Source organism: Micromonospora sp. TSRI0369, from assembly GCF_001905625.1.
In the GTDB taxonomy this organism is placed as follows: domain Bacteria; phylum Actinomycetota; class Actinomycetes; order Mycobacteriales; family Micromonosporaceae; genus Micromonospora; species Micromonospora echinospora_A.
Genome location: NZ_LIVU01000001.1, coordinates 74,545 through 101,202 on the forward strand (window position 1 = coordinate 74,545; position 26,658 = coordinate 101,202).

The 26,658-nt window shown below is 72.1% G+C and carries 25 protein-coding genes; 8 read left to right on the forward strand and 17 right to left on the reverse strand.

The annotated features are described in order from the left end of the window. Position 1: 1 nt before the first annotated feature. Entirely contained in the window at positions 2–1,054 is a 1,053-nt protein-coding gene (locus AMK25_RS00335; protein ID WP_073824755.1) for a sensor histidine kinase, read from the reverse strand. Continuing rightward, positions 1,051–1,716: a response regulator transcription factor gene (locus AMK25_RS00340; protein WP_073824758.1), complete on the reverse strand. Its 666-nt coding sequence runs from the start codon at positions 1,714–1,716 to the stop codon at positions 1,051–1,053. The genes AMK25_RS00335 and AMK25_RS00340 overlap by 4 nt, the downstream gene beginning before the upstream one ends. Positions 1,717–1,953: 237 nt before the next feature. Between AMK25_RS00340 and AMK25_RS00345 the strand changes: the two genes are divergently transcribed. From AMK25_RS00345 to AMK25_RS00360, 4 genes are all read left to right on the forward strand, one after another. Further along, positions 1,954–3,234, forward strand: coding sequence for a diguanylate cyclase (locus AMK25_RS00345; RefSeq protein WP_073824761.1), 1,281 nt, complete (start codon positions 1,954–1,956; stop codon positions 3,232–3,234). A gap of 40 nt (positions 3,235–3,274) precedes the next feature. After that, positions 3,275–4,780, forward strand: a complete 1,506-nt coding sequence (gene adh / locus AMK25_RS00350) for an aldehyde dehydrogenase (RefSeq protein WP_073824764.1) — start codon at positions 3,275–3,277, stop codon at positions 4,778–4,780. Further along, positions 4,780–5,127: a DUF779 domain-containing protein gene (locus tag AMK25_RS00355; protein WP_073824767.1), complete on the forward strand. Its 348-nt coding sequence runs from the start codon at positions 4,780–4,782 to the stop codon at positions 5,125–5,127. Before adh ends, AMK25_RS00355 begins: the two co-directional genes overlap by 1 nt. Positions 5,128–5,228: 101 nt before the next feature. Continuing rightward, the gene (locus tag AMK25_RS00360) at positions 5,229–5,672 is read left to right on the forward strand and encodes a hypothetical protein (RefSeq protein ID WP_073824770.1); all 444 of its coding nucleotides are present in this window, start codon (positions 5,229–5,231) and stop codon (positions 5,670–5,672) included. 134 nt (positions 5,673–5,806) lie between these two features. Here AMK25_RS00360 and AMK25_RS00365 read toward each other — a convergent pair whose 3' ends face one another. From AMK25_RS00365 to AMK25_RS00400, 8 genes are all read right to left on the reverse strand, one after another. After that, positions 5,807–6,655 carry a DUF559 domain-containing protein gene (locus AMK25_RS00365; RefSeq protein ID WP_073824773.1) on the reverse strand — a complete coding sequence of 283 codons (849 nt, stop codon included), beginning with the start codon at positions 6,653–6,655 and terminating at the stop codon, positions 5,807–5,809. Positions 6,656–6,874: 219 nt separating this feature from the next. After that, entirely contained in the window at positions 6,875–7,888 is a 1,014-nt protein-coding gene (speB, locus tag AMK25_RS00370; protein ID WP_073824776.1) for an agmatinase, read from the reverse strand. Beyond that, on the reverse strand, positions 7,885–9,087 hold the full coding sequence (locus tag AMK25_RS00375; protein WP_073824778.1) for a saccharopine dehydrogenase family protein: 1,203 nt from the start codon (positions 9,085–9,087) through the stop codon (positions 7,885–7,887). Before AMK25_RS00375 ends, speB begins: the two co-directional genes overlap by 4 nt. After that, entirely contained in the window at positions 9,087–10,508 is a 1,422-nt protein-coding gene (locus AMK25_RS00380) for an NAD(P)/FAD-dependent oxidoreductase (RefSeq protein WP_073824781.1), read from the reverse strand. Before AMK25_RS00380 ends, AMK25_RS00375 begins: the two co-directional genes overlap by 1 nt. Then, the gene (locus AMK25_RS00385) at positions 10,505–11,329 is read right to left on the reverse strand and encodes an ABC transporter permease (protein ID WP_073824785.1); all 825 of its coding nucleotides are present in this window, start codon (positions 11,327–11,329) and stop codon (positions 10,505–10,507) included. The genes AMK25_RS00380 and AMK25_RS00385 overlap by 4 nt, the downstream gene beginning before the upstream one ends. After that, on the reverse strand, positions 11,329–12,237 hold the full coding sequence (locus AMK25_RS00390; RefSeq protein ID WP_073824789.1) for an ABC transporter permease: 909 nt from the start codon (positions 12,235–12,237) through the stop codon (positions 11,329–11,331). The genes AMK25_RS00385 and AMK25_RS00390 overlap by 1 nt, the downstream gene beginning before the upstream one ends. Next, positions 12,234–13,391, reverse strand: coding sequence for an ABC transporter ATP-binding protein (locus AMK25_RS00395; protein WP_073824792.1), 1,158 nt, complete (start codon positions 13,389–13,391; stop codon positions 12,234–12,236). Before AMK25_RS00395 ends, AMK25_RS00390 begins: the two co-directional genes overlap by 4 nt. After that, on the reverse strand, positions 13,388–14,572 hold the full coding sequence (locus AMK25_RS00400; protein ID WP_073824796.1) for a polyamine ABC transporter substrate-binding protein: 1,185 nt from the start codon (positions 14,570–14,572) through the stop codon (positions 13,388–13,390). Before AMK25_RS00400 ends, AMK25_RS00395 begins: the two co-directional genes overlap by 4 nt. Positions 14,573–14,777: 205 nt before the next feature. On the opposite strand from AMK25_RS00400, the gene AMK25_RS00405 reads away from it, so the two are divergent. From AMK25_RS00405 to AMK25_RS00415, 3 genes are all read left to right on the forward strand, one after another. Further along, entirely contained in the window at positions 14,778–15,290 is a 513-nt protein-coding gene (locus AMK25_RS00405) for an Lrp/AsnC family transcriptional regulator (RefSeq protein WP_073824798.1), read from the forward strand. Positions 15,291–15,438: 148 nt separating this feature from the next. Next, a complete protein-coding gene (locus tag AMK25_RS00410; protein ID WP_073824804.1) occupies positions 15,439–16,785 on the forward strand; it encodes an aspartate aminotransferase family protein in 1,347 nt (448 codons plus the stop codon). A gap of 4 nt (positions 16,786–16,789) precedes the next feature. Next, the gene (locus tag AMK25_RS00415) at positions 16,790–18,169 is read left to right on the forward strand and encodes an NAD(P)/FAD-dependent oxidoreductase (RefSeq protein ID WP_073824808.1); all 1,380 of its coding nucleotides are present in this window, start codon (positions 16,790–16,792) and stop codon (positions 18,167–18,169) included. A 729-nt stretch (positions 18,170–18,898) separates the two neighbouring features. Here the strand turns inward: AMK25_RS00415 and AMK25_RS00420 are convergent. After that, positions 18,899–19,270: a DUF3499 domain-containing protein gene (locus tag AMK25_RS00420; protein ID WP_073824812.1), complete on the reverse strand. Its 372-nt coding sequence runs from the start codon at positions 19,268–19,270 to the stop codon at positions 18,899–18,901. A gap of 153 nt (positions 19,271–19,423) precedes the next feature. Here AMK25_RS00420 and AMK25_RS00425 point away from each other — a divergent pair, with 153 nt between their 5' ends. Further along, positions 19,424–19,873 carry a metallopeptidase family protein gene (locus tag AMK25_RS00425; protein WP_018787548.1) on the forward strand — a complete coding sequence of 150 codons (450 nt, stop codon included), beginning with the start codon at positions 19,424–19,426 and terminating at the stop codon, positions 19,871–19,873. Positions 19,874–19,989: 116 nt separating this feature from the next. Here the strand turns inward: AMK25_RS00425 and AMK25_RS00430 are convergent, their stop codons facing one another. From AMK25_RS00430 to AMK25_RS00455, 6 genes are all read right to left on the reverse strand, one after another. Continuing rightward, positions 19,990–20,250, reverse strand: a complete 261-nt coding sequence (locus AMK25_RS00430) for a WhiB family transcriptional regulator (RefSeq protein ID WP_013284161.1) — start codon at positions 20,248–20,250, stop codon at positions 19,990–19,992. Between the two features lie 460 nt (positions 20,251–20,710). Next, positions 20,711–21,049 carry a phospholipase gene (locus tag AMK25_RS00435; RefSeq protein ID WP_073824816.1) on the reverse strand — a complete coding sequence of 113 codons (339 nt, stop codon included), beginning with the start codon at positions 21,047–21,049 and terminating at the stop codon, positions 20,711–20,713. Positions 21,050–21,061: 12 nt separating this feature from the next. Beyond that, on the reverse strand, positions 21,062–22,459 hold the full coding sequence (locus AMK25_RS00440; RefSeq protein WP_073824819.1) for a DUF4331 domain-containing protein: 1,398 nt from the start codon (positions 22,457–22,459) through the stop codon (positions 21,062–21,064). Positions 22,460–22,531: 72 nt separating this feature from the next. Next, complete coding sequence (locus AMK25_RS00445; protein WP_071096699.1) at positions 22,532–22,825, reverse strand: hypothetical protein; 294 nt, start codon at positions 22,823–22,825, stop codon at positions 22,532–22,534. Between the two features lie 155 nt (positions 22,826–22,980). Beyond that, entirely contained in the window at positions 22,981–25,506 is a 2,526-nt protein-coding gene (locus AMK25_RS00450) for a bifunctional FO biosynthesis protein CofGH (RefSeq protein WP_073824822.1), read from the reverse strand. A 159-nt stretch (positions 25,507–25,665) separates the two neighbouring features. Beyond that, positions 25,666–26,628 (reverse strand): hypothetical protein, encoded by a 963-nt coding sequence (locus AMK25_RS00455; protein ID WP_073824825.1) that lies wholly within the window; start codon positions 26,626–26,628, stop codon positions 25,666–25,668. Positions 26,629–26,658 lie beyond the last annotated feature (30 nt).

Genomic DNA, 26,658 nt, shown 5'->3' on the forward strand with positions numbered 1-26,658 from the left:
GTCAGCCCACGTGGGGCAGGTGGACGTCGACCCGCAGGCCGCCGTCGTCACCTGGGCGGGCCGCGATGATGCCGCCGTGCGCCTGGGTGATGGAGCGGGCGATGGCCAGGCCGAGCCCGGCGCCGCCGCCCTGGTTGGTCCGGTCCCGGGCAAGGCGCCGGAACGGTTCGAACAGCCCGTCGACAGCTTCGGCGGGCACGGCCTGCCCACTGTTGGTGACGGTCAGCGCCGGGTCGCCGCCGACGGTGACGACGAGCCGCCCGCCCGGGCGGTTGTACTTGATGCCGTTCTCCACCAGGTTGGTGACCAGGCGTTCCAGCAGCACCCGCTCGCCGGTCACGATCCGGGGCGACAGCCGGGTCTCGACCGTCACGCCGGCCTCGGCGGCCCGGTCGGCGTACGCGGCCAGCACGCCGGTGACGATCTGTTCGAGGCGTTGCGGGGTCGAGGACCGCAGGCCCTGGTCGCTCTCACTGAGCGCCAGCAGCCCTTCGATCAGCCGCTCGTTGCGTTCGTTCGTGGCGAGCAGTTGCGCGGTCAGCAGCTCCAGTTGCTCACCGGTGAGCGACTGCGCCATGCCGACCTCGATCAGCGTGCGTTGCACCGCGAGCGGCGTACGCAGCTCGTGGGAGGCGTTCGCGGCGAACCGCCGCTGCCCCTCGTACCCGGCGGTGACCCGGTCCAGCATCGCGTCGATCGCGCGGGCGAGCCCGGCCAGCTCGTCCCGGCCGCGATGCCGGATGCGGTAACCGAGGTTCTGCGGCCCCAGGTTCGCGATCGGGGCGGCCAGGTCGCGCACCGGGCGCAGGCACCAGCGAGCAGCTCCCCACACCGCGAATCCGGCTGCCACCAGCACCAGCAGTTGGACCAGCAGCGGCAACAGCGGGACGAACGGGCGGCCCGGCTCGCACACCGCGCCGATGGTGGCCAGGCCGCAGAACCACTGGGCCTGCCCCCACACCAGTTCGAGCAGCGACTTGACCATGTTGGGCACGAAGAACCCGGCGAGCAGGGCGAGCACCCCGACCAGCAGGATGCGGCGGCGGGGGCTCATTCCGGTTCGCCGATCCGGTAGCCGGCCTTCGGCACGGTGTGGATGACCGACGGCTGGCCGAGCTTCTTGCGCAGGGTCATCACCGTCACCCGGACCGCGTTGGTGAACGGGTCGGCGAACTCGTCCCACGCCTGTTCCAGCAGCTCCTCGGCGCTGACCACCCGGCCACCGGCCCGCATCAGCACGTGCAGGACGGCGAACTCCTTGGGGCTGAGCCCGAGCGGGCGGCCGTCGCGGGTGGCGGTGTGCCGGGCCACGTCGAGCACCACGCCGTGCCGCTCCAGCACCGGCGGCAGGGCCGGGGTGGACCGGCGGCCCAGCGCCTGCACCCGCGCCACCAGCTCGGCGAAGGCGAACGGCTTGGTCAGGTAGTCGTCGGCGCCCAGCCCGAGGCCGGCGACCCGGTCCCGGATGCCGGCGGCGGCGGTGAGCAGCAGCACCCGGGTGCCGGCGTCCGACCCGGCCAGGCTCCGGCACACCTCGTCGCCGGTGGCGCCGGGCATGTCCCGGTCCAGCACCGCCACGTCGTACCGGTTGACCCCGATCCGTTCCAGCGCGCCGTCGCCGTCGTAGCAGACGTCGACGGCCATGGAGAACCGCCGCAGCCCTTCGGCGACCGTGTCCGCCAAGAGCCGCTCGTCGTCCGCCACCAGCACCCGCACCGTTGCGCTCCCCCGTGTCTTCCCTCGTCGTCCGGCACACCTTCGCAGGCCGCAGTTAAGGGTTCTGTAAGCGTCCGCAGCAGCCATCCTCCACGCGGGCCACGCTGCGACAACCGGCGTAGGACCGGATGGGCCGTTCGTCCGGTCCGCAGGCGGCGCGAGCACTGCTGAAGTGACCCGGATCACGCATTGGCGCTCAGGCGTGAGGTGGGTCACGATGGGTGGAAGGAGGCGCTGGTGGCTGACCCGTGGCTCGCCCTGGAGTTCGGCGCGGATCCGGTAGAGCGGATCGCGCAGGTCGGTGCCGCCCACGAGGCGTTCCTCACCGTGGGCACCACAGGCGGCGTCCGGGAGGTGGTCGCCCGCTCCTGGGAGCGGTCCGCGCTGCTCGACCCGGAGGCCACCGCACCGGTCGACCTCACCGACGACGCGCTGGAGACCTACCGCGCCGCGCACCCGCTCGCCCGGGTGATGCCGCTCTTCCGCGACCTGCTCGGCGGCATCGCGCAGGACGGCGCGCACCTGATGGCGGTCTGCGACGCCGCCGGGCGGCTGCTCTGGGTGGAGGGCCACCCCGGGGTGCTGCGGCACGCCGAGCGGATGAACTTCGTACCGGGCGCACGCTGGGACGAGGCGCACGCCGGCACGAACGCCCCCGGCACCGCCCTCGCCGTCGACCACGGCGTGCAGATCTTCGCCACCGAGCACTTCGTCCGGCCGGTGCAGCGTTGGACCTGCGCCGCCGCGCCGATCCACGACCCGGTCAGCGGCGCGCTGCTCGGCGCCGTCGACATCACCGGCGGGGACCACCTGGCCAACCCGCAGAGCCTGGCACTGGTCCGGGCCACCGCCCGGGCCGCCGAGGCGTTCCTGGCCGGCGCCGCGCCCGCCGCGCCGGACGTGGCGTACGTGTCGGCGCTCGGCCGCGACGAGGCGGAGCTGCGCGTCGGCGGCCGGCGCATCCGGCTGGGCCGCCGGCACAGCGAGCTGCTGGTGCTGCTCGTCGACCATCCCGAGGGACGCACCGGGGAACAGCTCGGCCTCGACCTCTACGGCGACGACCGGCGGCACCCGGTCACGCTGCGCGCCGAGCTGTCCCGGCTGCGCCGCGTGCTCGGCGAGGAACTGCTCGACTCCCGCCCGTACCGGCTGCGGCCGGCCGTGCGCGCCGACTTCCGTACCGTCACCGAACTGCTGGAACGTGGCGATCCGGCGGCGGCGCTGCGCGCGTACCGTGGGCCGCTCCTGCCCCTGTCGGACGCGCCGGGAGTGGCGCGGCGGCGCCGCCTGGTCGACGGCCAGCTGCGCGCCGCGGTGCTGGCCGGCGCCGACCCAGGGCTGATCGCCGCCTGGACCGCGACGGCGGCCGGGGCCGACGACCTCGCCGCCTGGCAGGCCCTGGCCCGGGCGCTGCCGCCGGGCACGCCGCGCCGGCCACTCGCTGTCGCGCGGGCCCGCCAGCTCGCCGAGGAGTACGCGCTGCCGCGCGCAACGTTCCTGCAACGTCCCGGAAACTAGCCTGCCCGCCATCCACCCCAGACGGACGGCGGAGGTACCCATGACGCGCTACGACGCCCCCACCCACTGGCAGTCCCGCTACGACCACTACATCGGCGGCGAGTACGTGAAGCCGCACGGTGGCAAGTACTTCGAGAACCCGACCCCGGTGACCGGGCAGACCTTCTGCGAGGTGGCCCGGGGCACCGCCGAAGACGTGGAGAAGGCGCTCGACGCGGCGCACGGCGCGGCCGACGCGTGGGGCCGCACCTCGGTCGCCGAGCGTTCGCTGATCCTCAACCGGATCGCCGACCGCATGCAGGACAACCTGGAGTCCCTGGCGATCGCCGAGACGTGGGAGAACGGCAAGCCGGTACGCGAGACGCTCGCCGCCGACATCCCGCTCGCCATCGACCACTTCCGCTACTTCGCCGGGGCGATCCGGGCGCAGGAGGGCTCGCTCGGCGAACTCGACGACGACACAGTGGCCTACCACTTCCACGAGCCGCTCGGCGTGGTCGGGCAGATCATTCCGTGGAACTTCCCGATCCTCATGGCGGTGTGGAAGCTCGCCCCGGCGCTCGCCGCCGGCAACGCGGTGGTGCTCAAGCCGGCCGAGCAGACGCCCGCCTCGATCCACCACCTGCTCTCGCTGATCGGCGACCTGCTGCCGCCGGGCGTGCTCAACGTGGTGAACGGCTTCGGCGTCGAGGCGGGCAAGCCGCTCGCGTCCTCGCCGCGGGTGGCGAAGGTGGCGTTCACCGGCGAGACCACCACCGGGCGGCTGATCATGCAGTACGCCAGCGAGAACATCAGGCCGGTCACGCTGGAGCTGGGCGGCAAGAGCCCGAACCTCTTCTTCGACGACGTCAGCGCCGCCTCCGACGACTTCCTGGACAAGGCGCTCGAAGGCTTCACCATGTTCGCGCTCAACCAGGGCGAGGTGTGCACCTGCCCGTCCCGGGCGCTCATCCAGCAGGGCCACTACTCCGACTTCCTGGCCGCCGCCGTGGACCGGACCCGGCAGATCAAGCAGGGGCACCCGCTGGACACCGACACGATGGTCGGCGCGCAGGCCTCCAACGACCAGTTGGAGAAGATCCTTTCCTACCTGGACATCGGGCGGCAGGAGGGCGCGAAGGTGCTGACCGGCGGCGAGCGGGCCGACCTCGGCGGCGAGCTGTCCGGCGGCTACTACGTCCAGCCGACGATCTTCGAGGGCGACAACTCGATGCGGATCTTCCAGGAGGAGATCTTCGGCCCGGTGGTGTCGGTGACGTCCTTCGCCGACCTGGACGACGCCGTGAAGATCGCAAACGACACGCTGTACGGGCTCGGCGCGGGCGTGTGGACCCGGGACCTCAACACCGCGTACCGGGCCGGGCGGGCGATCCAGGCTGGCCGGGTCTGGACGAACTGCTACCACGCCTACCCGGCGCACGCGGCGTTCGGCGGCTACAAGCAGTCCGGCATCGGCCGGGAGAACCACAAGATGATGCTGGAGCACTACCAGCAGACCAAGAACCTGCTGGTCAGCTACTCGCCGAAGAAGCTTGGCTTCTTCTGATGGGCGACCCGGTAACAGTGACCCCCGCGGCGGCCGACCTGATCCGGTCGCTGCGGGGGCAGCACGGCCCACTGATGTTCCACCAGTCCGGCGGCTGCTGCGACGGCAGCGCCCCGATGTGCTACCCGGCCGGCGAGTTCCGTACCGGCGGCTCGGACGTGCTGCTCGCCTCGCTGGCGGTCGACGGCGTGCCCGAGCCGGTGGAGTTCTGGATGTCCAAGGCCCAGTGGGAGTTGTGGCAGCACACCCGGCTCACCGTCGACGTGGTGCCCGGCCGGGGCAGCGGCTTCTCCCTGGAGGCCCCGGAGGGCGTCCGGTTCCTCATCCGGTCCCACCTGAACCGCTGATCTGTCCGAGATCTTGCAGCTCGCGGGCATCGCGGCGGTGGGATGCTGACGCCGTCCACTTCGGAGTACGCGTCCCACCACCGCTCGACAGGAGCCCGCCCATGCACCCGGTCCGACAGCCAGTGCTCGCCGCCGGCCTCACCGCCCTGGCCACCGCCGCCACGCTCGGGCTCGCGCCGGGCGCCGCCGTCGCCGCCCCGGCGGCCTCCCCCAGCATCTCCGTCAACTGGTACGGCACGACGGACGGGCGAGCGCACACCGCCACCGTCCGCGGCCGGTTCGACTGCGGCGCCGAGCGTGGCCTCGCGTACATCGAGGTGCACCTCGACCAGCGGCGCGGCTCGGTCACCGGCTTCGGGTTCGGCGTGATCGGCGCGTGCACCGACGAGCGCACCGCCGGCACCTGGACCGCGACCATCCCCGCCGACCAGGGCAGATTCCGCCCCGGCCCGGCCACGGTGATCGCCCGCCTGGTGATCGAGCCCAACTCCCTCACCGAAACCACCGAGCCCGTACGCCTGCGCCCCCGCTGCGCCCACCCCTGACGCCCCGCCCCTCCCTCTCCCCCCGCGATCTTGCACTTGGCGCCCCGGAGTTGTCGTGATTGCCCTTTTTGTCGGGCACCTAAGTGCAAGATCGCGGGGGAGAGGGAGAGGGAGAGGGAGGGGGCGAGGGCGGGTTAGGGGGTCAGGGCGGCTCGGAGGGTGGTGAGGATGTGGGACGGGCGGCGGTACAGGTCGCGGTCGGTGAAGTAGCGCATCCGCCAGCCGTTGGCGTCGAGCCAGTTGATCCGGTCGCGGTCGTACCGCAGGTGTTCCCGGTCCAGGTGGGACAGGCCGTCGTACTCCACTCCCACCCGCCGTTCCCGGTAACCCAGGTCGATGCGGAAGCGGGGTATGCCGTACCGATCGTGAACCCACATCTGCGGCTCCGGGGCCGGAAGCCCGTCGTCGAGCAGCAGTAGCCGTAACTGGCTCTCCTGCCGGCACTCGGCCCGACCGTCGGCTCGTGGCACGAGGTCACGCGCCTGCCGGACGCCACGCAGGGCGCGATGCAGAGGCAACTCGGCCGCGAGGTCGTCGGCCGTCACGGCGCCCGAGCGGAGTGCGGCGTCCAGCACGGGAAGGGCGTCCATCCGGCGGGTGCCCCGGGCCAGGTCGATCGCACACTGCGCGGCGGGCACACACGATAGGCCGCCGACGAACACCGGCCGGACCGGCAGGACGGAGTGATGGACGACGAGACCCGGCAACCGGGGCTTGGCGACCTCCGGCGGCAACTGCACGTGCACAGCGGATTCCCGGAGCACCCCGAACCCGTGGCGGCGTGCCGCGCTCTGCATGGCGAGCATCGCGCCGCCGGGTAGACACAGCAGCAGCGCCCTCAGTTCGTCCTCGTCATCGCACGGCGTCGGCGCGTAGACACCGCGCCGCACCCGGATCAGTTCCTCCCGTTTGACCTGTGTGCGTACTCGCTTCACGGTGAGGACCCGCATCAGTTCCCGGGTCCGCCAAAGCTGCGTCGACATACCCGAACCATGCAGCCCCACCCCCGCCGGCCTCCCTCACCGCCTGCCTCCCCTGTGGACAAGAACCGGGATGTGCACAACCCCCACCATCCCCGCCCGTGTGCTAAGCCCTCACCCCCACCCGCGCGATCTTGCAGTTGGTGCCCGATGAGCGCCCGAAAAAGCCGGAATGCCGGGGCCGAAAGTGCAAGATCAACGGGGAGAGGGAGGGGTGGCGGGTTAGCGGGAGTCGAGGAGGGGCTGGGTGGGGTTCCACGGGGTTCCGGTCTCGGCGTCGCGGCGGCGGCGGGCTATCGCTGACAGCGCCTCCAGCACCACCCGGTTGCCCAGGTAGGCGGTGATGTCGGCGTGGTCGTACGGCGGGGCGACCTCGACCACGTCCAGCCCGACCACCGGCAGCTCGTAACAGACCCGGCGGACCGCGTCGAGCAGTTGCCGGGAGGTGAACCCGCCCGGCTCGGGCGTGCCGGTACCGGGTGCCATGCCCGGGTCAACCACGTCCACGTCGACGGAGAGGAAGACGCCCTCGCACTCGTCGGTCGCGATGCCGAACGCCTCGGTCAGGCAGGTGTCCAGGCCCCGCGCCACGATCTCGGTCATCTCGTACGAGCGCATCCGCTGCTCGGCCATCCAGGCCAGCGTGTCAGGGCCGGGCCAGTAGCCGCGCAGCCCGATCTGGAGGAAGCGGTCGCCGCGTACCGCACCGGAGGAGATGAGCCGGCGCATCGGCTGGCCGTGCCCGTGCAGCGAGCCGAACTCGACGTCGCCGGTGTCGGCGTGCGCGTCGAAGTGCACAAGCGACACCCGGCCGAGCCCGTGGTGCCGGGCCACCCCTGTCGCGTCCGGCAGCGCGATGGAGTGGTCGCCGCCGAGCACCACCGGGATCGCCCCGGCGGCGGCGACCGCGTGCACGGCGGTCTCCAGCGCGGCCAGCGAGCGCTCGATGTCGCCACTGAACATCTCGACGTCGCCGGCGTCGTAGACGCACAGGTCCTTCAGCGCGTCCACGCGCAGCGCCAGCGACGGGCGGGAGCCGTCGTGCGGCAGGTAGCAGGCCTGCCGGATGGCGGAGGGCCCGAACCGGGTGCCCGGCCGGTGCGAGGTGCCGCCGTCGAACGGCGCACCGATGATCACCACGTCCGCGTCGGCGTACGTGACCGGCTCCTCGACCGTGCACGGCGGCACGCCGAGGAACGTGATGTCGGGACCGTACATCGGGCCGTACCGGGTCATCGTTCCTCCATCCCCCACGGCGAACCGTAGCCGGTGAGCAGGTCCAGGAAGGGGGTCGGCGGGAACGCCTCCGGGCCGAGCACACCCGTGCCGGACCAGGCGCCGGTGGCGAGCAGTTCCAACGCGACGACCGGGTTCACGGCGGTCTGCCAGACCACCGCCTGGTGGCCGTACTCGCTCATCGACCACTCGTTGTCGACCACGTGGTAGAGGTAGACGCGGCGCGGCCGCCCGTCCGGGCCGGTGCCGGTGACGTAAGTGCCGGCGCACGTCTTGCCGCTCATCCGGTCGCCGAGCGTGGCCGGGTCGGGCAGCGCGGCGGCCACCAGGTCGCGCGGCGACACGTCGACGCCGCGTACGCGCACCGGCTCGGTCGAGTCGAGCCCGAGCTTGTGCAGCGTGCGCAGCACCTCGATGAACTCGGCGCCGAGGCCGTACTTGAAGGTGACCCGCTTCGCCTCGACCCAGCGCGGGATGAGCAGCACCTCCTCGTGCTCGACGTTGACGCACTCGACCGGGCCGATCCCGGCCGGGAAGTCGAACACCTCCGGCTCGCTGAACGGCTCGGTGGTGAACCAGCCGCGCCCGGCCTCCCAGATCACCGGCGGGTTGAGGCACTCCTCGATGGTGGTCCAGATGGAGAACGAGGGCGCGAAGTCGTACCCGGCGACTGTGAGGTTCGCGCCGTCGCGTACCCCGATCTCGTCGATCTCGGCGAAGAGTTCGTCGGCGGCGTAGCGGGCGAAGACGTCGGACAGGCCCGGTTCGACGCCGATGCCGCACAGCGCGAGCCGCCCGGCGGCGGCCCACCGCTGCGCGACGGCGAACTGCTCGTCGCCGAGCTTGACCCCGGTCTCGGCGTAGGGACGCTCGGGGTGCGGCCGGGACAGCGACATGGCCATGTCGAGGTAGTCGGCCCCGGCGGCGAACGCGCCGTCGAAGATCGGCATGACGAAGCGCGGGTCGACGGCGTTGAGCACGTGGGTGATCCGGTGTTCCCGGCACAGCGCGGCCACCTCGTCGGCGGAGGAGGCGTCGACTGTGGCGGCGACGAAGCGGTCGCCGTGCCCGGCGACGGCCCGCGCCGACCGTGCCGGGTCGTGGTCGGCGACCACCATGAGCTCGAAGAAGGAACGGCGGGCGGCGATGGATACGGCGGCGGAGCCGACGCCACCGGCGCCGACGAGGAGGATACGCATCAGGAGTCGAACCCCAGTCCAAGACGGTCGAGAGTACGGAGCCAGAGGTTGCGCCGTCCGTCGCGCGCGTCGGCGCGGGCGAGCGACCAGCGGGTGAGGTTGATGCCCACGGACCGGGCCGGTTCCGGCGGGAACGGCAGCGGCTTGCTGCGTACCAGGTCGAGCCGGGTCAGCGGGGTGTCCGCGACGGAGAGCAGGTCGAGCGTCACGCGGGCGCCGAACCGGGTCGCGCCGACGCCGAGCCCGGTGAACCCGGCCGCGTACGCCAGACGCCCTTCATAGGCCGTGCCGAAGAACGCGCAGAACCGGGTGCAGGTATCGATGACGCCACCCCAGCGGTGACTGAAGCGCACATCGGCGAGCTGCGGGAAGGTCGTGAAGAAGTGCGAGGCGAGCGTGGTGAAGGTGGCCTCGCGCTGCTCCAGCGCGGGCGCCACCCGGTTGCCGTAGTGGTAGATCGCGTCGTAGCCGCCGAACAGGATCCGGTTGTCGGCGGTGAGCCGGTAGTAGTGGAACTGGTTGCCGGTGTCGGCGAGCCCCTGCCGGTGCCGCCAGCCGATCGCGTCGCGCTGCGCGGCGGTCAGCGGCTCGGTCATCAGCGCGTAGTCGTAGACCGGCACGATCCAGGAGCGCATCCGGCGCAGCAGCGGCGGGAACGCGTTCGTGGCCAACACGACCTGCCGCGCCCGTACCGCGCCGGGCGCCGCTTCCGCCCCGCCCGACGTGCCGGCGAGCAGCGCGGCGCCGTCGCGGGCCAGGCCGGTGACGCGGGTGTGCTCGTGCACGCGTACGCCCAGGTCGAGCGCGGCGCGGCGCAGTCCCCAGGCGAGCTTCGCCGGGTCGAGCAGGGCCACCCGATCGCGATCCCACATCCCGCCCAGGTACGTCGGCGACGCCACCTCGGCGCGTACCTCGTCGCGGTCGAGCAGCCGCACGTCGTGGCCGTACCGGCGGGCCAGCTCGGCGTCGGCGGCGAGCCCGTCGAGCTGGTACGGCTCGACCGCCACCGCCAGTTCGCCGGTGCGTTCGAAGTCGCAGTCGATGTCGTACTTCGCCACGGTGGCGGCGATGGCGTCCAGGTTCTCCCGGCCCAGCCGTTCCAGCTCGCCGATCTCGCCGGGGAACCGCTCGACGCCGTTGGCGAGCCCGTGGGTGAGCGACGCGGCGCAGAACCCGCCGTTGCGCCCGGACGCCGCCCAGCCGCAGGTGCCCGCGTCGACGAGCAGGACGTCGCGGTCCGGGTCGGCCTCCTTTGCGAGCAGCGCGGTCCACAGCCCGGCGTACCCGCCGCCGACCACGAGCAGGTCGGCGGTGTGCGACCCGGACAGCGGCGGCAGCGGGTCGGGCCGCTCCGGCCGGTCCAGCCAGTACGGCACGGGCACGGCGTCGGCCAGCGCCCGGCCGGTATGCGGGAGTGTCATGGCTTGCCCGCAGGTGTGGCGACCACCGCGAGGGCGGCCCGTCGTGCCCGCCGTCCGCGCAGCGAGGTGGCCCCGACCAGCAGCAACGCGATCACGAACATGGCCGTGCCGATCACGTTGACCTGCGGCGGGATGCCCCGCTGGGAGGCGCCCCAGACGTACATCGGGAACGTGACTGTGGTGCCGGCGTTGAAGTTCGTGATGATGAAGTCGTCGAAGCTGAGCGAGAACGCCAGCAGCGCGGCGGCCACGATGCCGGGCAGCACGAGCGGCAGCGTGATCCGCCGGAACGTCTGCCACTCGCTGGCGTACAGGTCCATGGCGGCCTCCTCCAGCCGCCGGTCCATACCGGAGAGCCGGGCCTTCACGGTGACCACGACGAACGACATGCAGAACATGACGTGCGCGATGACGATCGTCCAGAACCCCTGCGGCACCCCGGCGGCGACGAAGAGGGCGAGCAGCGAGGTGCCCATCACCAGTTCCGGGGTGGCCATCGGCAGGAAGATCAGCCCGTTGAGCCCGGACCGGCCGCGGAAGCTGTGCCGGACCAGCGCGAACGCCATCAGCGTGCCGAGGAGCGTGGAGGCGACTGTGGCGATCAGGCCGATCTGCATGCTGCGTACCACCGCGTCGCACATGTCCGAGGTGGCGCAGGGCTGCTTCCAGTTGTCGAGCGTGAACTCGTTGAAGTCGTAGGAGAGCCGGCTGGAGGGCCGGTTGAAGGAGAGCCCGGCGACCACCATGATCGGCAGCGTCAGGTAGCCGAGGACGAGCAGCGCAACGCCCATCACCCACCGGTCGGCGAGCCAGCGCCTCATCAGAGCACCTCCTCCGTACCGGCCCGGCGCAGGTAGACGAAGACGATCGCCAGGATCGCGGCCATCAGCAGGAACGACAGCGCCGCGCCCTGCGGGTAGTCCAACCGGACCAGGAACGCCGAGTCGATGACGTTGCCGATCATGTACTCGTTCGGCGTGCCGAGCAGTTCGGCGTTGATGTAGTCACCGGTGGCCGGGATGAAGAACAGCAGCGTGCCGGCGATCAGGCCGGGCATCGACAGCGGCAGCGTGACCTTGGCGAACGCGCGCACCGGGCTCGCGTACAGGTCGCTCGCCGCCTCCAGCAGCCGGGGATCGAGCCGCTCCAGGCTCGCGTACAGCGGCAGCACCAGGAACGGCAGGAAGTTGTACGTCAGACCGAGCACCACGGCGATCGGGGTGGCCAGCAGCCGGCCGTCCGGTCCGAGCAGGTGCACGTCGCGCAGCAGCCCGACCAGCGCGCCGTTGTCCGACAGGATGGTCTTCCAGGCCAGCGTGCGCACCAGGAAGCTGGTGAACATCGGCGCGACCACGGCCACCAGCAGCAGGTTCTTCCACCGTCCGGCCTTCTGCGCGATCGCGTACGCCAGCGGGTAGCCCATCAGCAGCCCGAGCACCAGCGCGATGGCCGAGTAGAGGAACGACCGGGAGAACTGCGGCCAGTACGCCTGCAACGCGTCCGGGTAGTTGCTGAACGCCCAGGTCATCGCGTACCCGGTGGAGAGCGAGCCGGCCGGGTCGTAGAGGCTGGCCGAGGCGAGCTGCACCAGCGGCAGCGCGAAGAACACGAGCAGCCAGGCCGCGCCGGGCAGCAGCAACAGGTACGGCAGGAGCCGGTTGCGCCCGCGCCGCACCGGCGGCGGCGCCGGTTTCCCGGCGGAGGTCGGTACGTGGGCCAGCGCGCTCATGCCGACGCACCCACCGGCGGCTCGTCGAGCAGCGGCGCGGTCTGGTCGTCCTCACCGGCCGCCCGGGGCAGCAGGAACGCGTGCCGCGGATCCCAGTGCGCGGTCACCGCCGTGCCGACCGCCAACTGACCGCCCAGCCCGCTGTTCGCGGCGAACGCGGTCAGCTCGCTGCCCCAGGCGGTGCGCACCAGGTACTGGGTGCTCACCCCCACGTAGGAGGCGTCGGTGACCACGCCGCCGACGTGCTGGTGCCCGGCCGGCACCCCGTCCGGGCCCTCGGCCAGGTGCAGCTTCTCCGGACGTACGCCGAGGAAGGCCGGACCGTCGGTGAGCCGGGCCCGGCCGGCGGGCACCGAGAAGCGCGAGCCGTGCGCCGTGACCAGCACGTCGTCGGCGGCGCGGCCGCCCGCCTCGGCGGCGAGCAGGTTGGACTGGCCGAGGAAGTTCGCGACGAACGCGGTGGCCGGGTATTCGTAGATGTCGGCGGGCGCGCCGAGCTGCTCGATCCGGCCGGCGTTCATCACCGCGACCGTGTCGGCCATCGTCATGGCCTCCTCCTGGTCGTGGGTGACGTGCACGAACGTGATGCCGACCTCGGTCTGGATCCGCTTCAGCTCGATCTGCATCTGCCGCCGCAGCTTCAGGTCGAGCGCGCCGAGCGGCTCGTCGAGCAGCAGCACCTGCGGGTGGTTGATGAGCGCCCGGGCCAGCGCGACGCGCTGCTGCTGGCCGCCGGAGAGCTGGGCCGGGCGGCGCCGGCCGTACCCTTCGAGCTGCACCAGCGCGAGCATCTGCTCCACCTGGTCGCTCACCTTGCGGATGCCGCGGCGGCGCAGCCCGAACGCCACGTTCTCGTGGATGTCCAGGTGCGGGAAGAGCGCGTAGCTCTGGAACACGGTGTTCACCGGCCGCTTGTACGGCCGCAGCCCGGCGATGTCCTGCTCGCCGAGCAGCACCTGCCCGCTGGTCGGCTGCTCCAGCCCGGCGATCATCCGCAGCGTGGTGGTCTTGCCGCAGCCGGACGCGCCGAGCAGGGCGAAGAACGAGCCCTGCCCGATGGTGAGGGTGAGGTCGTCGACGGCGGTGAAGACGCCGAACCGCTTGGTCAGGTCGACCAGTCGCAGGTCGCCGGCCGGGGTCTGCTGCCCCTTCACGCGCCGATCACCTGCTGGAACTTGGTCTCGTACTCCTTCTCCTGCGCCTCGTCGAGCGCCATGAAGACCTTGGCCTTGGACAGCATCGTGTCGTCCGGGAAGATCAGCGGGTTGCTCGCCAGGTCCGGGTCGATCTTCTCCATCTCGGCCTGCGCGCCCTGCACCGGGCAGATGTAGTTGACGTACGCGGCCAGCTTCGCCGCCACCGCCGGGTCGTAGTAGTGGTTCATCAACGCCTCGGCGTTGGCCTTGTGGGTGGCCTTGTTCGGCACCAGCATGTTGTCCGACCAGAGCATCACGCCGGACTCGGGCACCACGAACTTGATCTTCTCGTCGTCGAAGCCGAGCTGGACCACGTCGCCGGACCAGCCGATGCACGCGGCGATGTCGCCCTTGGCCAGGTCGGGCGCGTAGTCGTTGCCGGTGAAGCGCCGGATCTGCTTGCTGTCCACGGCCTTCTTGAGCTTGTTCAGCGCGTCGTCGAACTGGGCCGAGGTGAACTTGGCCGGGTCGTGGCCGAGCGACTGGAGCAGCAGGCCGATGGTGTCCCGCATCTCCGACAGCACCGTCACCTTGCCCTTGAGATCGGGGCGCGTGAGCAGCTCGTCGACGGTACGGATCTCCTTGGTGACGTTCGCGTTGTACGCGAGCCCGGCCAGCCCGGACTGCCACGGAACGGCGAGCTGGGTCTCGGCGTCGAAGGAGCGCCCGCGCAGCGACTGCAGCAGGTTCGCCTCGACGTTTGGCATCTTCGACTTGTCCAGCTTCTGCACCCAGCCGAGGCGGATCACCCGGGCGGCCATCCAGTCGGTGAGCACCATGACGTCCCGGCCGGTGCTCTGACAGCCGGCGAGCTGGTTGCGCACCTTGCCGAAGAACTCGTTGTTGTCGTTGACGTCCTCGGTGTACGTCACCTGGATACCGGTGGCCGCGACGAAGGCGTCGAGCGTGGGGCGCTTGGACTCATCCTTCTCGTCGGTGTCCATGTACTGCGGCCAGTTCGAGAAGGCGACCTTCTTCTCGCTGCCGGACAGATCCTCGCTCTTGCACCCGGCTTCGGTCTGCTGGGCGCCCTTGGTCCCGCAGCCGGCCAGAGTGCCCGCGGTGGCGAGCAGCGCGGCCGAGCCGACGGTCCCGGTGAGCAGACCGCGCCGGGTGAGGGTCCGGAGGGGACTACGCATGTGACGACTCCTTGGGGGGCATCGTCGGCGGCAGGACGGGGGCGGCGCGCCGGCGGGAGGGTCAGTGGCGATGGACGACTGATCCTGACATGAGAAAACCTCTCTCACAAGGGATTCCGTTGCAGGAATAGCCAGTCGCCACGAAATACGCCAGACTGCGCGGGGCACTACGATCGATCCGGAGAATCGGACACGAGGAGCGTCGATGGTCAACCGGCACCAGGAGAACTCCAACGGCGGCCGCCGGGTCACCGTGCGTGAAGGCTCCAATCACGCTCTGCTCGACGACGTGGCCAAGCAGATCATCGAGCAGCTCCAGGAGGATGGACGCCGCCCGTACGCGAGCATCGGCAAGGCGGTCGGCCTCTCCGAGGCGGCGGTACGCCAGCGGGTGCAGCGGCTGCTCGACGCGGGCGTCATGCAGATCGTCGCGGTCACCGATCCGCTCCAACTCGGCTTCCCCCGCCAGGCCATGATCGGCCTGCGCACCGACGGCGACCTGGAGTCGGTGGCCGACCGGCTGGCCGAGTTCGAGGAGATCGACTACGTGGTGATCACCGCCGGCTCGTTCGACCTGCTGGCCGAGGTGGTCTGCCGCAACGACGCGCACCTGCTGGAGATCCTGCAGAAGCTGCGCGGCGTGCCCGGGGTGCTCTCCACCGAGGCGTTCGTCTACCTGAAGCTGCGCAAGCAGACCTACAGCTGGGGCACCGCCTGATGCGGATTCCGTTGACGCAGCGCTGACGCAACGCTGAATCCGTCGCGTTGAGGCTTGTTCACTTGCCTTATCGGCACCGCCTGTGGGATAACCGTGGGCAGAGCGGCCGGTGTCACCCCTGACCGGCCCGAGACCCGATGGGGCTGACATGGCCAACGCCACCGACCACCTGTGGATGCACTTCACCCGCATGGCGAGCTACCCCGCCGGCGAGGTTCCGACAATCGTCCGGGGCGAGGGCGCGTACGTCTGGGACGCACAGGGCCGCCGCTACCTGGACGGGCTGGCCGGGCTGTTCGTCGTCAACGCCGGCCACGGCCGCGCCGAGCTGGCCGAGGCCGCCGCCAAGCAGGCCGGCGAGCTGGCCTACTTCCCGCTCTGGTCGTACGCCCACCCGAAGGCCGTCGAGCTGGCCGAGAAGATCGCCACGCTCACGCCCGGCGACCTGAACCGGGTGTTCTTCACCACCGGCGGTTCGGAGGCGGTCGAGGCGGCGTGGAAGCTGGCCCGGGCCTACTTCAAGCGCACCGGAAAGCCCACCAAGCACAAGGTGGTCAGCCGCTACATCGCCTACCACGGCACCTCGATGGGCGCGCTGTCGATCACCGGTCTGCCCGGCATCAAGACCGACTTCGAACCGCTGGTCCCGGGCGGCATCAAGGTGCCGAACACCAACTTCTACCGGGCCCCCGAGCACGGCGACGACGCCGAGGCATTCGGCCGGTGGGCCGCCGAGGAGATCGGCCGGGCGATCGAGCGGGAGGGGCCGGAGACCGTCGCCGCCGTCTTCCTGGAGCCGGTGCAGAACTCCGGCGGCTGCTTCCCGCCGCCGCCCGGCTACTTCGAGCGGGTACGCGAGATCTGCGACGCGTACGACGTGCTGCTGGTCAGCGACGAGGTGATCTGCTCCTGGGGCCGGCTCGGCGAGTACTTCGGCGCCGTCCGGTACGGCTACCAGCCGGACATCATCACCACCGCGAAGGGGATCACCTCCGGCTACGCCCCGCTCGGCGCGATGATCGCCAGCGAGCGGCTGATGGAGCCGTTCCTCACCGAGACCGGCATGTTCGCGCACGGCGTGACGTTCGGCGGCCACCCGGTCTCCTGCGCTGTCGCGCTGGCCAACCTGGAGGTGTTCGCCCGGGAGGACCTGATCGGACACGTCCGGGCCAACGAGGGCGCGTTCCGGTCCACCCTGGAGAAGCTGTACGACCTGCCGATCGTCGGCGACGTACGCGGCGACGGCTACTTCTACGGCATCGAGCTGGTCAAGGACAAGACGACGCGGGAGACGTTCGACGAGGCAGAGTCGGAGCGGCTGCTGCGCGGCTTCCTGTCCACCGCGCTGTTCGACGCCGGGCTCTACTGCCGGGCCGACGACCGCGGCGACCCGGTGGTGCAGCTCGCCCCGCCGCTGATCGCCGACCAGCAGCACTTCGACGAGATCGAGCAGATCCTGCGCGCGGTGCTGACCGAGGCGTGGTCCCGGCTCTGAGCCGATGACGGGCTACCAGCACCTGTCGTACTGGCTGTCCAGCCTGGACGAGCCGCTGACACCGCGACCCGGGTTGCCCGGCGACACGGACGCCGACGTGGCGATCGTGGGCGCCGGGTACACCGGGCTGTGGACGGCGTACTACCTGGCCGAGGCCGACCCAACGTTGCGCGTCGTCGTGCTGGAGCGGGAGATCGCGGGGTACGGCGCATCCGGGCGCAACGGCGGCTGGTGCTCCGCGCTGTTCCCCACCTCGCTGCCGGCGCTGGCCCGGCGCCACGGCCGGGACCGGGCGCTCGCGCTGCAACGGGCCATGCACGACACGGTCGGCGAGGTGGGCCGCGTCGCCGCAGCCGAGGGCATCGACTGCGACTGGCGGGCCGGCGGCACTGTGACGCTGGCCCGCAGCGAGGCCCAGCTCGGCCGGGCCCGCGCCGAGGTGGCCCAGGCCCACGCGCACGGGCTCACCGACGACGACCTGACGCTGCTCGACGCCGCCGAGGCCGCCGCGCGGTGCGACGCCGAGGGGGTACGCGGCGGCACGTACACCCCGCACTGCGCGGCCGTGCACCCGGCGAAGCTGGTCCGGGGCCTGGCCCGGGCGGTGGAACGCCGGGGCGTACGCATCCACGAGCGCACACCGGTGACCGCGCTGCGGCCGGGCGCGGCGGTGACACCGGCGGGCGTGGTCCGGGCCCCGGTGGTGGTCCGCGCGACGGAGGGCTACACGCCGGGGCTACCAGGCCAGCGGCGGACGGTGGCGCCTGTCTACTCGCTGATGGTGGCCACGCCGCCGCTGCCCGAGGCGACCTGGGCGCGGATCGGGCTGGCGGAGCGGGAGACGTTCTCCGACTACCGGCACGTCATCGTGTACGGCCAGCGCACCGCCGACGGCCGGCTCGCGTTCGGCGGGCGGGGCGCGCCCTACCACTACGCCTCCCGGGTCCGGCCCGGCTTCGACCGGGAGCCCCTGGTGTTCGCGGCGCTGCGCCGCACGCTCGGCGAGCTGTTCCCGGCGCTCGGGCCGGACGTGCCGGTGACGCACGCCTGGGGCGGGCCGCTCGGCGTGGCCCGCGACTGGGCCGCGTCGGTGGGGCTGGACCGCCGCACCGGGCTCGCCTGGGCCGGCGGGTACGTCGGGGACGGCGTCGGCACCAGCAACCTCGCCGGCCGTACGCTGGCCGACCTGATCCGGGGCGTGGACAGCGACCTCACGGCGCTGCCCTGGGTGGGTCACCGCTCCCCGCGCTGGGAACCGGAACCGCTGCGCTGGCTCGCGGTGAACGCCGGCCTGCGGGTGATGTCCTCAGCCGACCGGAGAGAGCACCGGACGGCCCGCCCGTCCCGCCGGGCCGATCTCTTCAACCGCTTCCTGGGCCACTGACCGCACCCGGCTCCACGCCCCGTTGATCATGAAGTTGGCGGCACTCAGGGAGATCGAAACGCCGCCAACTCGGGGAAGTGGTGGGGTCCGGGCGGGTTGGATGCGGCCACCTCGCCGTAATTGTGTTGATCTTTGCGGGGCCGGGTGTGCCTGGGGTTCGTGATCGACACCAGTTCGGGGTGGTGGTGGGGTCCAGGTGGGTTGAATGGCGCCACTTCCCCGCACTGGTGTTGACCTTGGCCTAGCCGGGTGCGCCCAGGGTTCGTGATCGACACCAGTACGGGGTGATGGCGGAGTCCAGGCGGGTGGGATGGCACCACATCCCCGCACTGGCGTTGACCTTGACCCGGCCGGGTGCACCCAGGGTTCGTGATCGACACCAGTACGGGGTGATGGCGGAGTCCAGGCGGGTGGGATGGCACCACATCCCCGCACTGGCGTTGACCTTGACCCGGCCGGGTGCACCCAGGGTTCGTGATCGACACCAATTCGGGGTGGTGGCTGGTTTCGTCCAAAGGGCGCCGCCACCGGTGAGGCGGTGCGCCGGTCGAGGGTGGCGCGGACGTCGCCGCGCCGGTCAGCCCATCCTGGACTTCCGCCCGCCACCCCGGACGACCTGGCCGAGACCGGCCGGCGGGTGACGGCGGCGGGCGCCCGCTGGTCCGCGCGCGTGGCCGACCAGCGCGACCTTCATGATCGATCGATGACGGGGCGAGGCCGGGGGGTCGGTCAGTGGTGGGGCGGGATCACCCGGAGGTGGCCGCGCCGGCCCTGCTGGGGGGTCTGGGGCTTGGTGCCGGGCTCGTCCTCGGGAGGCCGGGGCGGGGCCGGGCGGGCGGCCTCGCGGACCGCCTCGGCCAGCGCCACCAGGTCGTCAGTGGTGGGCGGCGGCGGCTCGAACTCGCCCTCGTGCCGCACCACGTCCCAGCCGCGCGGGGCGGTCAGGCTGCGGGCGTGCGGCTCACACAGGTCGTACGTGTGCGGTTCGGCGAACGCGGCGAGCGGGCCCACCACCGCCGTCGACTCGTTGTAGACATAGGTCAATGTGGCGACCGCTTGCCGGGGGCAGCCGTTACGGGAGCAGCGCCGTGGTGACCTCACGGCGGCAGGGTATCCCCATTACCGGGTCCGGCGCACCGCTTCGCGTTACGACACGCCCGTCATGGTGATCACAATTCCTCCGTCCGGCGCACCGGCGCGCCGGACGGCCGCGCGACGGCGGGCGGGCCGCCGTCGCGGGCTACCCTGTCCGTCATGACGAGCCCGCAGAACCGCCGCCCCGGCTCCGGCCGGCGCACCCACCGTGACCGGCACGGTCGCGGGTTGCGCGGGCGGCTGGTGCCGGCCACCGTCCCGCTGGCCCGGACGAAGGCCGAGGTCTTCGACGACCTGGTGCTCGACACGGTGGAGACGCTCGAACGCCGGTTCGCCAAGGAGCTGGCCGGGGTGGAGTTCGCGGTCGAGGACGTTCCGCCGGACCTGAACGTCTACGACTCGGACGTGCTGGAGGACGGCGAGGTGCCGCTCGCCCGGCTGCTGCCCGGGCGGCCCGGCCGCCAGGAGGTGCCGCCGCGCATCGTGCTCTACCGGCGGCCGCTGGAGTTCCGCGCGATGGACCGCGAGGACCTCGCCGACCTGGTCCACGACGTGATCATCGAGCAGGTGGCGAACCTGCTCGGGGTGGACCCGGACGAGCTGGCCTGACCCCCCGTCGGGCGGCCGTCCCGCTGCCGGTTGCGCCGCCACCCGGCCGGCCCCCGCCGGCCGGACAAGCGACCCGGGCCCGGGCGGCCCCCACCGCCCGTCGGCCCGTACGTGTGTCAGGCGGCGACCCGCCGCTTGAGCTTGCGCCGCTCCCGCTCGGAGAGGCCACCCCAGATTCCGAACCGCTCGTCGTGGCCGAGCGCGTACTCCAGGCATTCCGTCTTCACTTCGCACCGCGAGCAGATGCGCTTCGCCTCGCGGGTCGAGCCGCCCTTCTCGGGAAAGAACGCCTCCGGGTCGGTCTGCGAGCAGAGCGCCCGCTCCTGCCACTCCGGCGCGTTCCCGAGCAGGTCGGCCACCTCGAGCTGGCCGTCCATCGATTGCCTCCTTGTCGCGCACCGGCGTCATTCGCCGCTGCAACCCCCCACGCGAAAGGCGTGCCTGTCCGTACGGTCACCATTTGTTGCGTTCCGTGCGAACAACCCCATTCAAATTACACGCGTGTAATGCGTGCGCCGTCAAGCCAAACTTGATAATGGAGTCGCCCTCCCGACACGTCCGGGACGACCGCCGCGGTCGCCCGTAGCCTCGCAACCTGCCCTATCGATTCAGACCCCGGACGAGTAACGCCCTCCCCGGCGAGTTGCCGGAAGTTTTCTGCCGTGGCGCACCGTCGGCGGGCCGGCCGGACGCCCCCGCCGGCCGCTCGTACCAAGATCAGAATTGGTGGGGCAAAGGGTAACGCGCCCGCCGCTGTACCGCCCGTCGAGCCGTCCAACGCCGACTGCGCCCCGTCCACCATGTGGACGGGGCGCAGGCTTCGGCGCGGTCGCCGGTTCAGTCCACGCGAGCTGGTGAGCTGGCTGGCCAGACGAATTCGGCGATGCACCCGCCGGTGACCGAGATCGCGCCGGCCGATGTGTTCTCGTCCCACCAGACGGTATAGACACCCGCCTCCAGGTCCGGGTAGACGGCACTGTGGAAGACCCCGTCCAGGACGTGCCGCTCACGTACCGCGGAGTGGGTCCGCGGTCCGTCGAGGTCCGCCCGGCTGATCTCGATCTCCCGGCCGTGCAGGTCCCGGCCGGTGTGGATGATCAGCGCGCCCCGGTTGCCGCCGAGGTCGAGCACGACGCTGCCGGCCTCCGACGGGCCGAGATCGTGATGGTGTGACATGCGCGGCTCCCGTCAGGACTTCTTCGCCTGCGGGTTGCCGAACCCGTCGTACGGCGTGCCGAGGAACGGGAAGTCGGCCAGGAACGGCGCGGTGACGTCGGCCGCGCTCAGACCCGGAGTGACCGCCGCCGCGGCGGCGTCGGGCCGGAACGTCTTGTCCACCAGCGGCACGGTCAGCCCCGCGATGGCGCGCAGCGCGATGGTCACCACGTCGTCGGCGACCCGGCGGCCGTTCGGGAAACCGGCCAGGTCGCCGCCGAGCACGCCGAACCGGTCCGGCGTGCGGCTGGGCCGGATCGCCGTGTTCAGCCGCAGCATGTCCGCCCGGACGTCACCGGTGGTGTTGGCGAAGCCGTCGATCAGTCCGGCCGGGATGCCGGTGAGCAGGATCGCCACCAGGTCGGCGCGCGGCTTCTTGGACTTGTTCAACGCGTCCAGACTGGGGAACACGCCCGGGTAGAGCGCCGGCAGCAGCGCGGCCAGCTCCGGCCGCTCGACGAACCCGGCGAACCGCTTGTCCTCCGACGGCGGCAGCGTGTTCCACACGTCCTTCCTGGACATCGGCACGATGACCTCGTTGAACAACGGGTTACCGAGTCGCGACACCTGGGTGAAGGGGCCAGCGGCGGTGTCCGCGGCGACCCGGTCGCCGAGCACCCGGACCTGCTGACGGGACGCGGTGGTCCACACCCCGATGGTCGAGGCGCGGTCCGCGACGCCGTAGCGGGCGGCCTTGCGGCGTACCTGGCTCAGCGGCACCTGCACGGCGAGGCTGTGCACGTTCAGCCGGTCCAGCGCGTTCACCGGCTCGCCCTCGGCCTGGAACAGCTTCTTGCCGGCGACGTGCAACTGCTGGAACGGCCGCAGCGTGCCCAGGTCGAACACCGCGCCCAGGTCGACGAAGAAGCCGTCGGCCCGTTGGCCGGCGAAGACCTTCTCACCGGTGGACAGCTTGAACGTCGCCTGGCGTACGAGGTTCTGGTACTTCGGTGTGGACAGCGGCCCGACGTTGCAGGGCGGGCAGGGCAGTTTGTGCGCCAGTACGCGCGCCCGGCCGTCGACGATCCGGGTCAGCCGGTAGAACTGCCGCCGGTTCCAGTTCTTGCTCTCCAGCGACTCGATCGGCCCGGTGTTGTAGAGAAAGCTGTTCTGGTTCGTGATCTCGGTGGTGAATTCGAAACGATAGGTGACGTCCGGATTACCGTCGCCATCGTTGTCGATGTGAATCTCGTACCGGACGTCGTCGCCGAACTCGAAGAAGTTCGGGCCGCCGGACGGAAGTTGCAGCGGCACGTAGTTGGCGATCAACGTGACCGTGTCCGGCTGGTTCGGCGTGACGAACGCGTACAGGTCGGAACTGTCGGCGACGGGATCCTTGGCGATCTCCGGGGCCTCGCGGTGAGAGGACATGGCGGACGCACCTTCGTCGGGGGAACGGAAGACGGAGCCGGCGCCGGGAGCCCACGCCGGTGGAGGGTGGGATCAGCGCCGGCCGGCGGCGCGCACCAGGCGGTCGGCCAGACCGCGGTCGCGGACCTCGACCCTTGTCGTGCCGACGAAGACGTCCATCACGCCGGTGGCGGCGTCGCGGAGGTGGACCACGATCGGCTCGTCGCGCCGGCTCGCCGTGGGGGCGTTCTGCGCGGCGGACAGACCCGGCACGGTGAGGGCGGCGGCGCCCAGTGTCGCGCTCGCCGCGGCGGTGAGCGTCTGCCTGCGGGTCAACCGCGGCCAGGTCCGCCGTTTCGGCGCGTCGGTGGTCTCGTCAGTGCTCATCGGCAACCTTTCCGGACCGGCGCCGCAGCGCCGCAACGGGCCCGGGACGCCCGGACACCCGCCGGGCCCCCGGTTCGGGGGTCACCGGCGGCGGTCCTCGCCGAAACCGCCGCCGGCATCCACAGGTACGGCGGGCGACGGGGAAAGGTTCGACCTCAGGCGCCGGCGTGACCGTACGCGGTCGTCCGCTTGCGGAACGGGCGGCCGGCGGCAGTGGCGATCGCCCGCAACTGCTCCTCGGTACGGGCCGAGCCGTTGCCCGAACCGGCCATCCGGGAGATGGTCTCCTCCATCAGCGTGCCGCCGAGGTCGTTGCAGCCGCCGCGCAGCATCGACACCGTGCCCTCGTCGCCGAGCTTCACCCAGGAGCACTGGATGTTGTCGATCCGGCCGTGCAGCAGCAGCCGGGCCATCGCGTGCACCGCCCGGTTCTCCCGCCAGGTCGGTCCCGGGCGGGCGATGCCGGCCAGGTAGATCGGCGCGTTCGTGTGCACGAAGGGCAGCGCCACGAACTCGGTGAACCCGCCGGTGCGGTCCTGCACCCCGGCCAGCACCCGGAAGTGGGCGAGCCACTGGCCCGGGTGGTCGACGTGGCCGTACATCATCGTGGAGCTGGACCGGATGCCCAGCTCGTGCGCCGTGCTCACCACCTCGACCCAGGCGGCGGCCGGCAGCTTGCCCTTGGTGAGCACCCAGCGCACGTCGTCGTCGAGGATCTCGGCGGCGGTGCCCGGGATGGTGTCCAGCCCGGCCTCGCGGAGCTGGAGCAGCCACTCCCGCACCGGCACGCCGGCCTTCGCGGCGGCGGTGACGATCTCCATCGGGGAGAAGGCGTGCACGTGCATGCCCGGCACCCGCGCCTTGATCGCCCGGACGATGTCGGCGTAGCCGGTGACCGGCATCTTCGGGTCGATGCCGCCCTGCAGGCACACCTCGGAGGCGCCGGCCGCCCACGCCTCCTCGGCCCGGTCGGCCACCTGCGACAGCGAGAGCCGGAACGCGTCGGCGTCGCTCTCCCGCTGGGCGAACGCGCAGAACCGGCACCCCACGTAGCAGACGTTCGTGAAGTTGATGTTCCGGTTCACCACGTAGGTCACGTCGTCGCCGACCGCGTCCCGGCGCGCGTCGTCGGCCAGCCGGCACAGCTCGTCGAGCGCCGGGCCGTCCGCGCCGAACAACGCCAGCGCCTTCGCCTCGTGCGCTGGCGTCAGCAACGCGGCCGGGTCGTCCGCGGCCAGCCGCAGGCCCGCGCGCAGGTCGGCGTCCGCGCCAGCACCCCGCGGTACGCCCGAGCGCGCCTCCGGCGCCACCTTGCCGGCCACCTCGGCCCAGTCGCCGTACACGCTGTCGAAGTCGCCCCGCCGGTCCTCGGTGCGGCCGGTGACGTCGATGGTGGCGTGCAGGTCGGTGCGACCGCCGTAGGTCTCCTCCGGCTCCTGCCAGGGCTGCCCCACCGGGCGGGCCTCCTCGACCGCGAGCCCGGTGGCCGGGTCGGCGAGCGCCGTGACGTGCGGCAGCAGGCGCGGGTCCAGCCACGGGCCGCCCGCCCGGACGTACTCCGGGTAGACGGTCAGCCGCTCGCGCAGCGTGAACCCGGCGCTCGCGGTACGCGCCGCCAGCTCCTCCAGGTGCGGCCAGGGCCGCTCCGGGTTGACGTGGTCGGGCGTGACCGGCGAGACGCCGCCCCAGTCGTCGATGCCGGCGCGCAACAGCAGGTCGTACTCGCCCGCGATCAGGTTCGGCGGGGCCTGGATGCGGGCCTTCGGGCCGAGCAGCACCCGGGCCACCGCCACCGTGGCGGCCAGGTCGTGCAGCTCCGCGTCCGGCATGCCGCGCATCGCGGTGTCCGGCTTGGCGCGGAAGTTCTGCACGATCACCTCCTGGAGGTGGCCGTACTCCCGCATCCCCCGGCGGATCGCGAAGATCGCGTCGACCCGCTCGGCCCGGTTCTCACCGATGCCGATCAGGATGCCGGTGGTGAACGGCACCCCGACCCGGCCGGCGTCGTCGAGCACCCGCAGGCGGACCGCCGGCTCCTTGTCCGGTGAGCCGAAGTGCGGGCCGCCCGGCTCGGACCAGAGCCGGGTGGCGGTGGTCTCCAGCATCATGCCCATGCTCGGCGCGACCGGCTTGAGCCGCTGCAGCTCCGACCAGGTGAGCACGCCCGGGTTGAGGTGGGGCAGCAGGCCGGTCTCCTCCAGCACCGCCACCGCGCAGGCGCGCAGATAGTCGAGCGTCGAGTCGTACCCCCGCTCGTCCAGCCACCGGCGGGCCGCCGGCCACCGCTCCTCGGGCCGGTCGCCGAGCGTGAACAGCGCCTCCTTGCAGCCCTGCGCGGCGCCCTCCCGGGCGATCGCCAGCACCTCGTCGCGTTCCAGGTAGGCGGCGGGCAGCCGGTGCGGCACGGTGGCGAACGTGCAGTAGTGGCAGCGGTCCCGGCAGAGCCGGGTCAGCGGGATGAAGACCTTCTTCGAGTACGTGACCACGCCCGGCCGCCCGGCGTCGCGCAGGCCGGCGTCGCGGATCTCACCGGCGACCCGGAGCAACTCGTCGAGCATCTGCCCACGCGCGGCGAGCAGCGCGCCGGCCTCGTCGGCGTCAAGCGCCCGGCCGGTGGCGGCCCGTCCCAGCGCCCGCCGGACGCTCGCCTCGGTCGGTTCGGGGTCGCTGCGATCAACCATCCGCCCAGCCTATGTGCTGCCGGGCAGCAGGCCGCCCGCGCCCGCTCGCGGTCCGGGCAACGGGACGGCCCGCGTGGCCCGCCTCACAGCGGGACCGGCGCGGGCCGTCGACCGTCTGCCGTCCGGCGGGCGACGTCGCTCCGTCGCCCGCCGCGCGGCTCAGCGGGGCCGGTTCGGGTCCTCGCGGTCGAACCGCTGGGTGCGCTCGTCGTCGGCGGCGGGCGACGGCGCGCCCGGCTCGGCGGACTGGCGCGGGATCGCCTGCGTCGGGTCGGCCGACGGCGGCTGGCCGAACGGCGGCGCGGGCTGCGGCGAGCCGTACTGCGGCGCCTGCTGCGGACCGGCGAACGGCGAGCCGGGCTGCGGGGCCGACTGCGGGTCGGCGAACGGCGGGCCGGACTGCGGGGCGTGCGGCGGCGCGGTGTTGAACGGCGGCGCCGACTGCGGCTGGCCGTACTGGCCGGGCTGCGGCCACCCGGGCGGGGGCGAGCCGGCCTGCGGGTAGCCCTGACCCGGCTGCTGCGGCACGCCGCCCTGCGGGTAGCCGCCCGGACCGGGGTAGCCGCCGGGCTGACCCGGCTGCTGCGGCCAGCCGGGCTGGGCCTGGCCGTACACGCCGGGCTGCGCCTTGGGCTTCGGCACGTAGTAGAGCGTGCGCCAGATCTTGAACACCACGAACGCGGCGACCGCGAAGATCGCCAGCCAGGCCGCGCGGGTCAGCAGACCGAGGAACCCGTCCAGCACCTGACCGTCGGCGAGCCGGCCGACCAGCCAGATCAGGAACGTCAGCGCGCCGAACACGGCGGACACCGCGTACTCGATCAGCGCCACCTGCGTGATCAGCTTGGCCTTCGGCACGACCGGGAGGATCGCGGTGGCGATCAGGACGGCGAGCACCGGCAGGACCGTCGCCTCCAGGCCGATGAAGCTGAAATACGTGCTTCCCGCCCGGCCGCTGAACGTGCTGTAGTCGTCGACCGGCACCAGCAGGCGGAGCAGACCGACGAAGAGCAGCACGGCGTTGGCGCCGAGAAGGACGAGCGCGGCCAGTTCGCGCAACGGCTTGATCAACTGGCTGGCCTGCGCGGCGTCGCCGGACGCGGGCTCGGCGGGGCTGGTCACGGACTCCCCCAGGGGACGAAAGCGGACAGT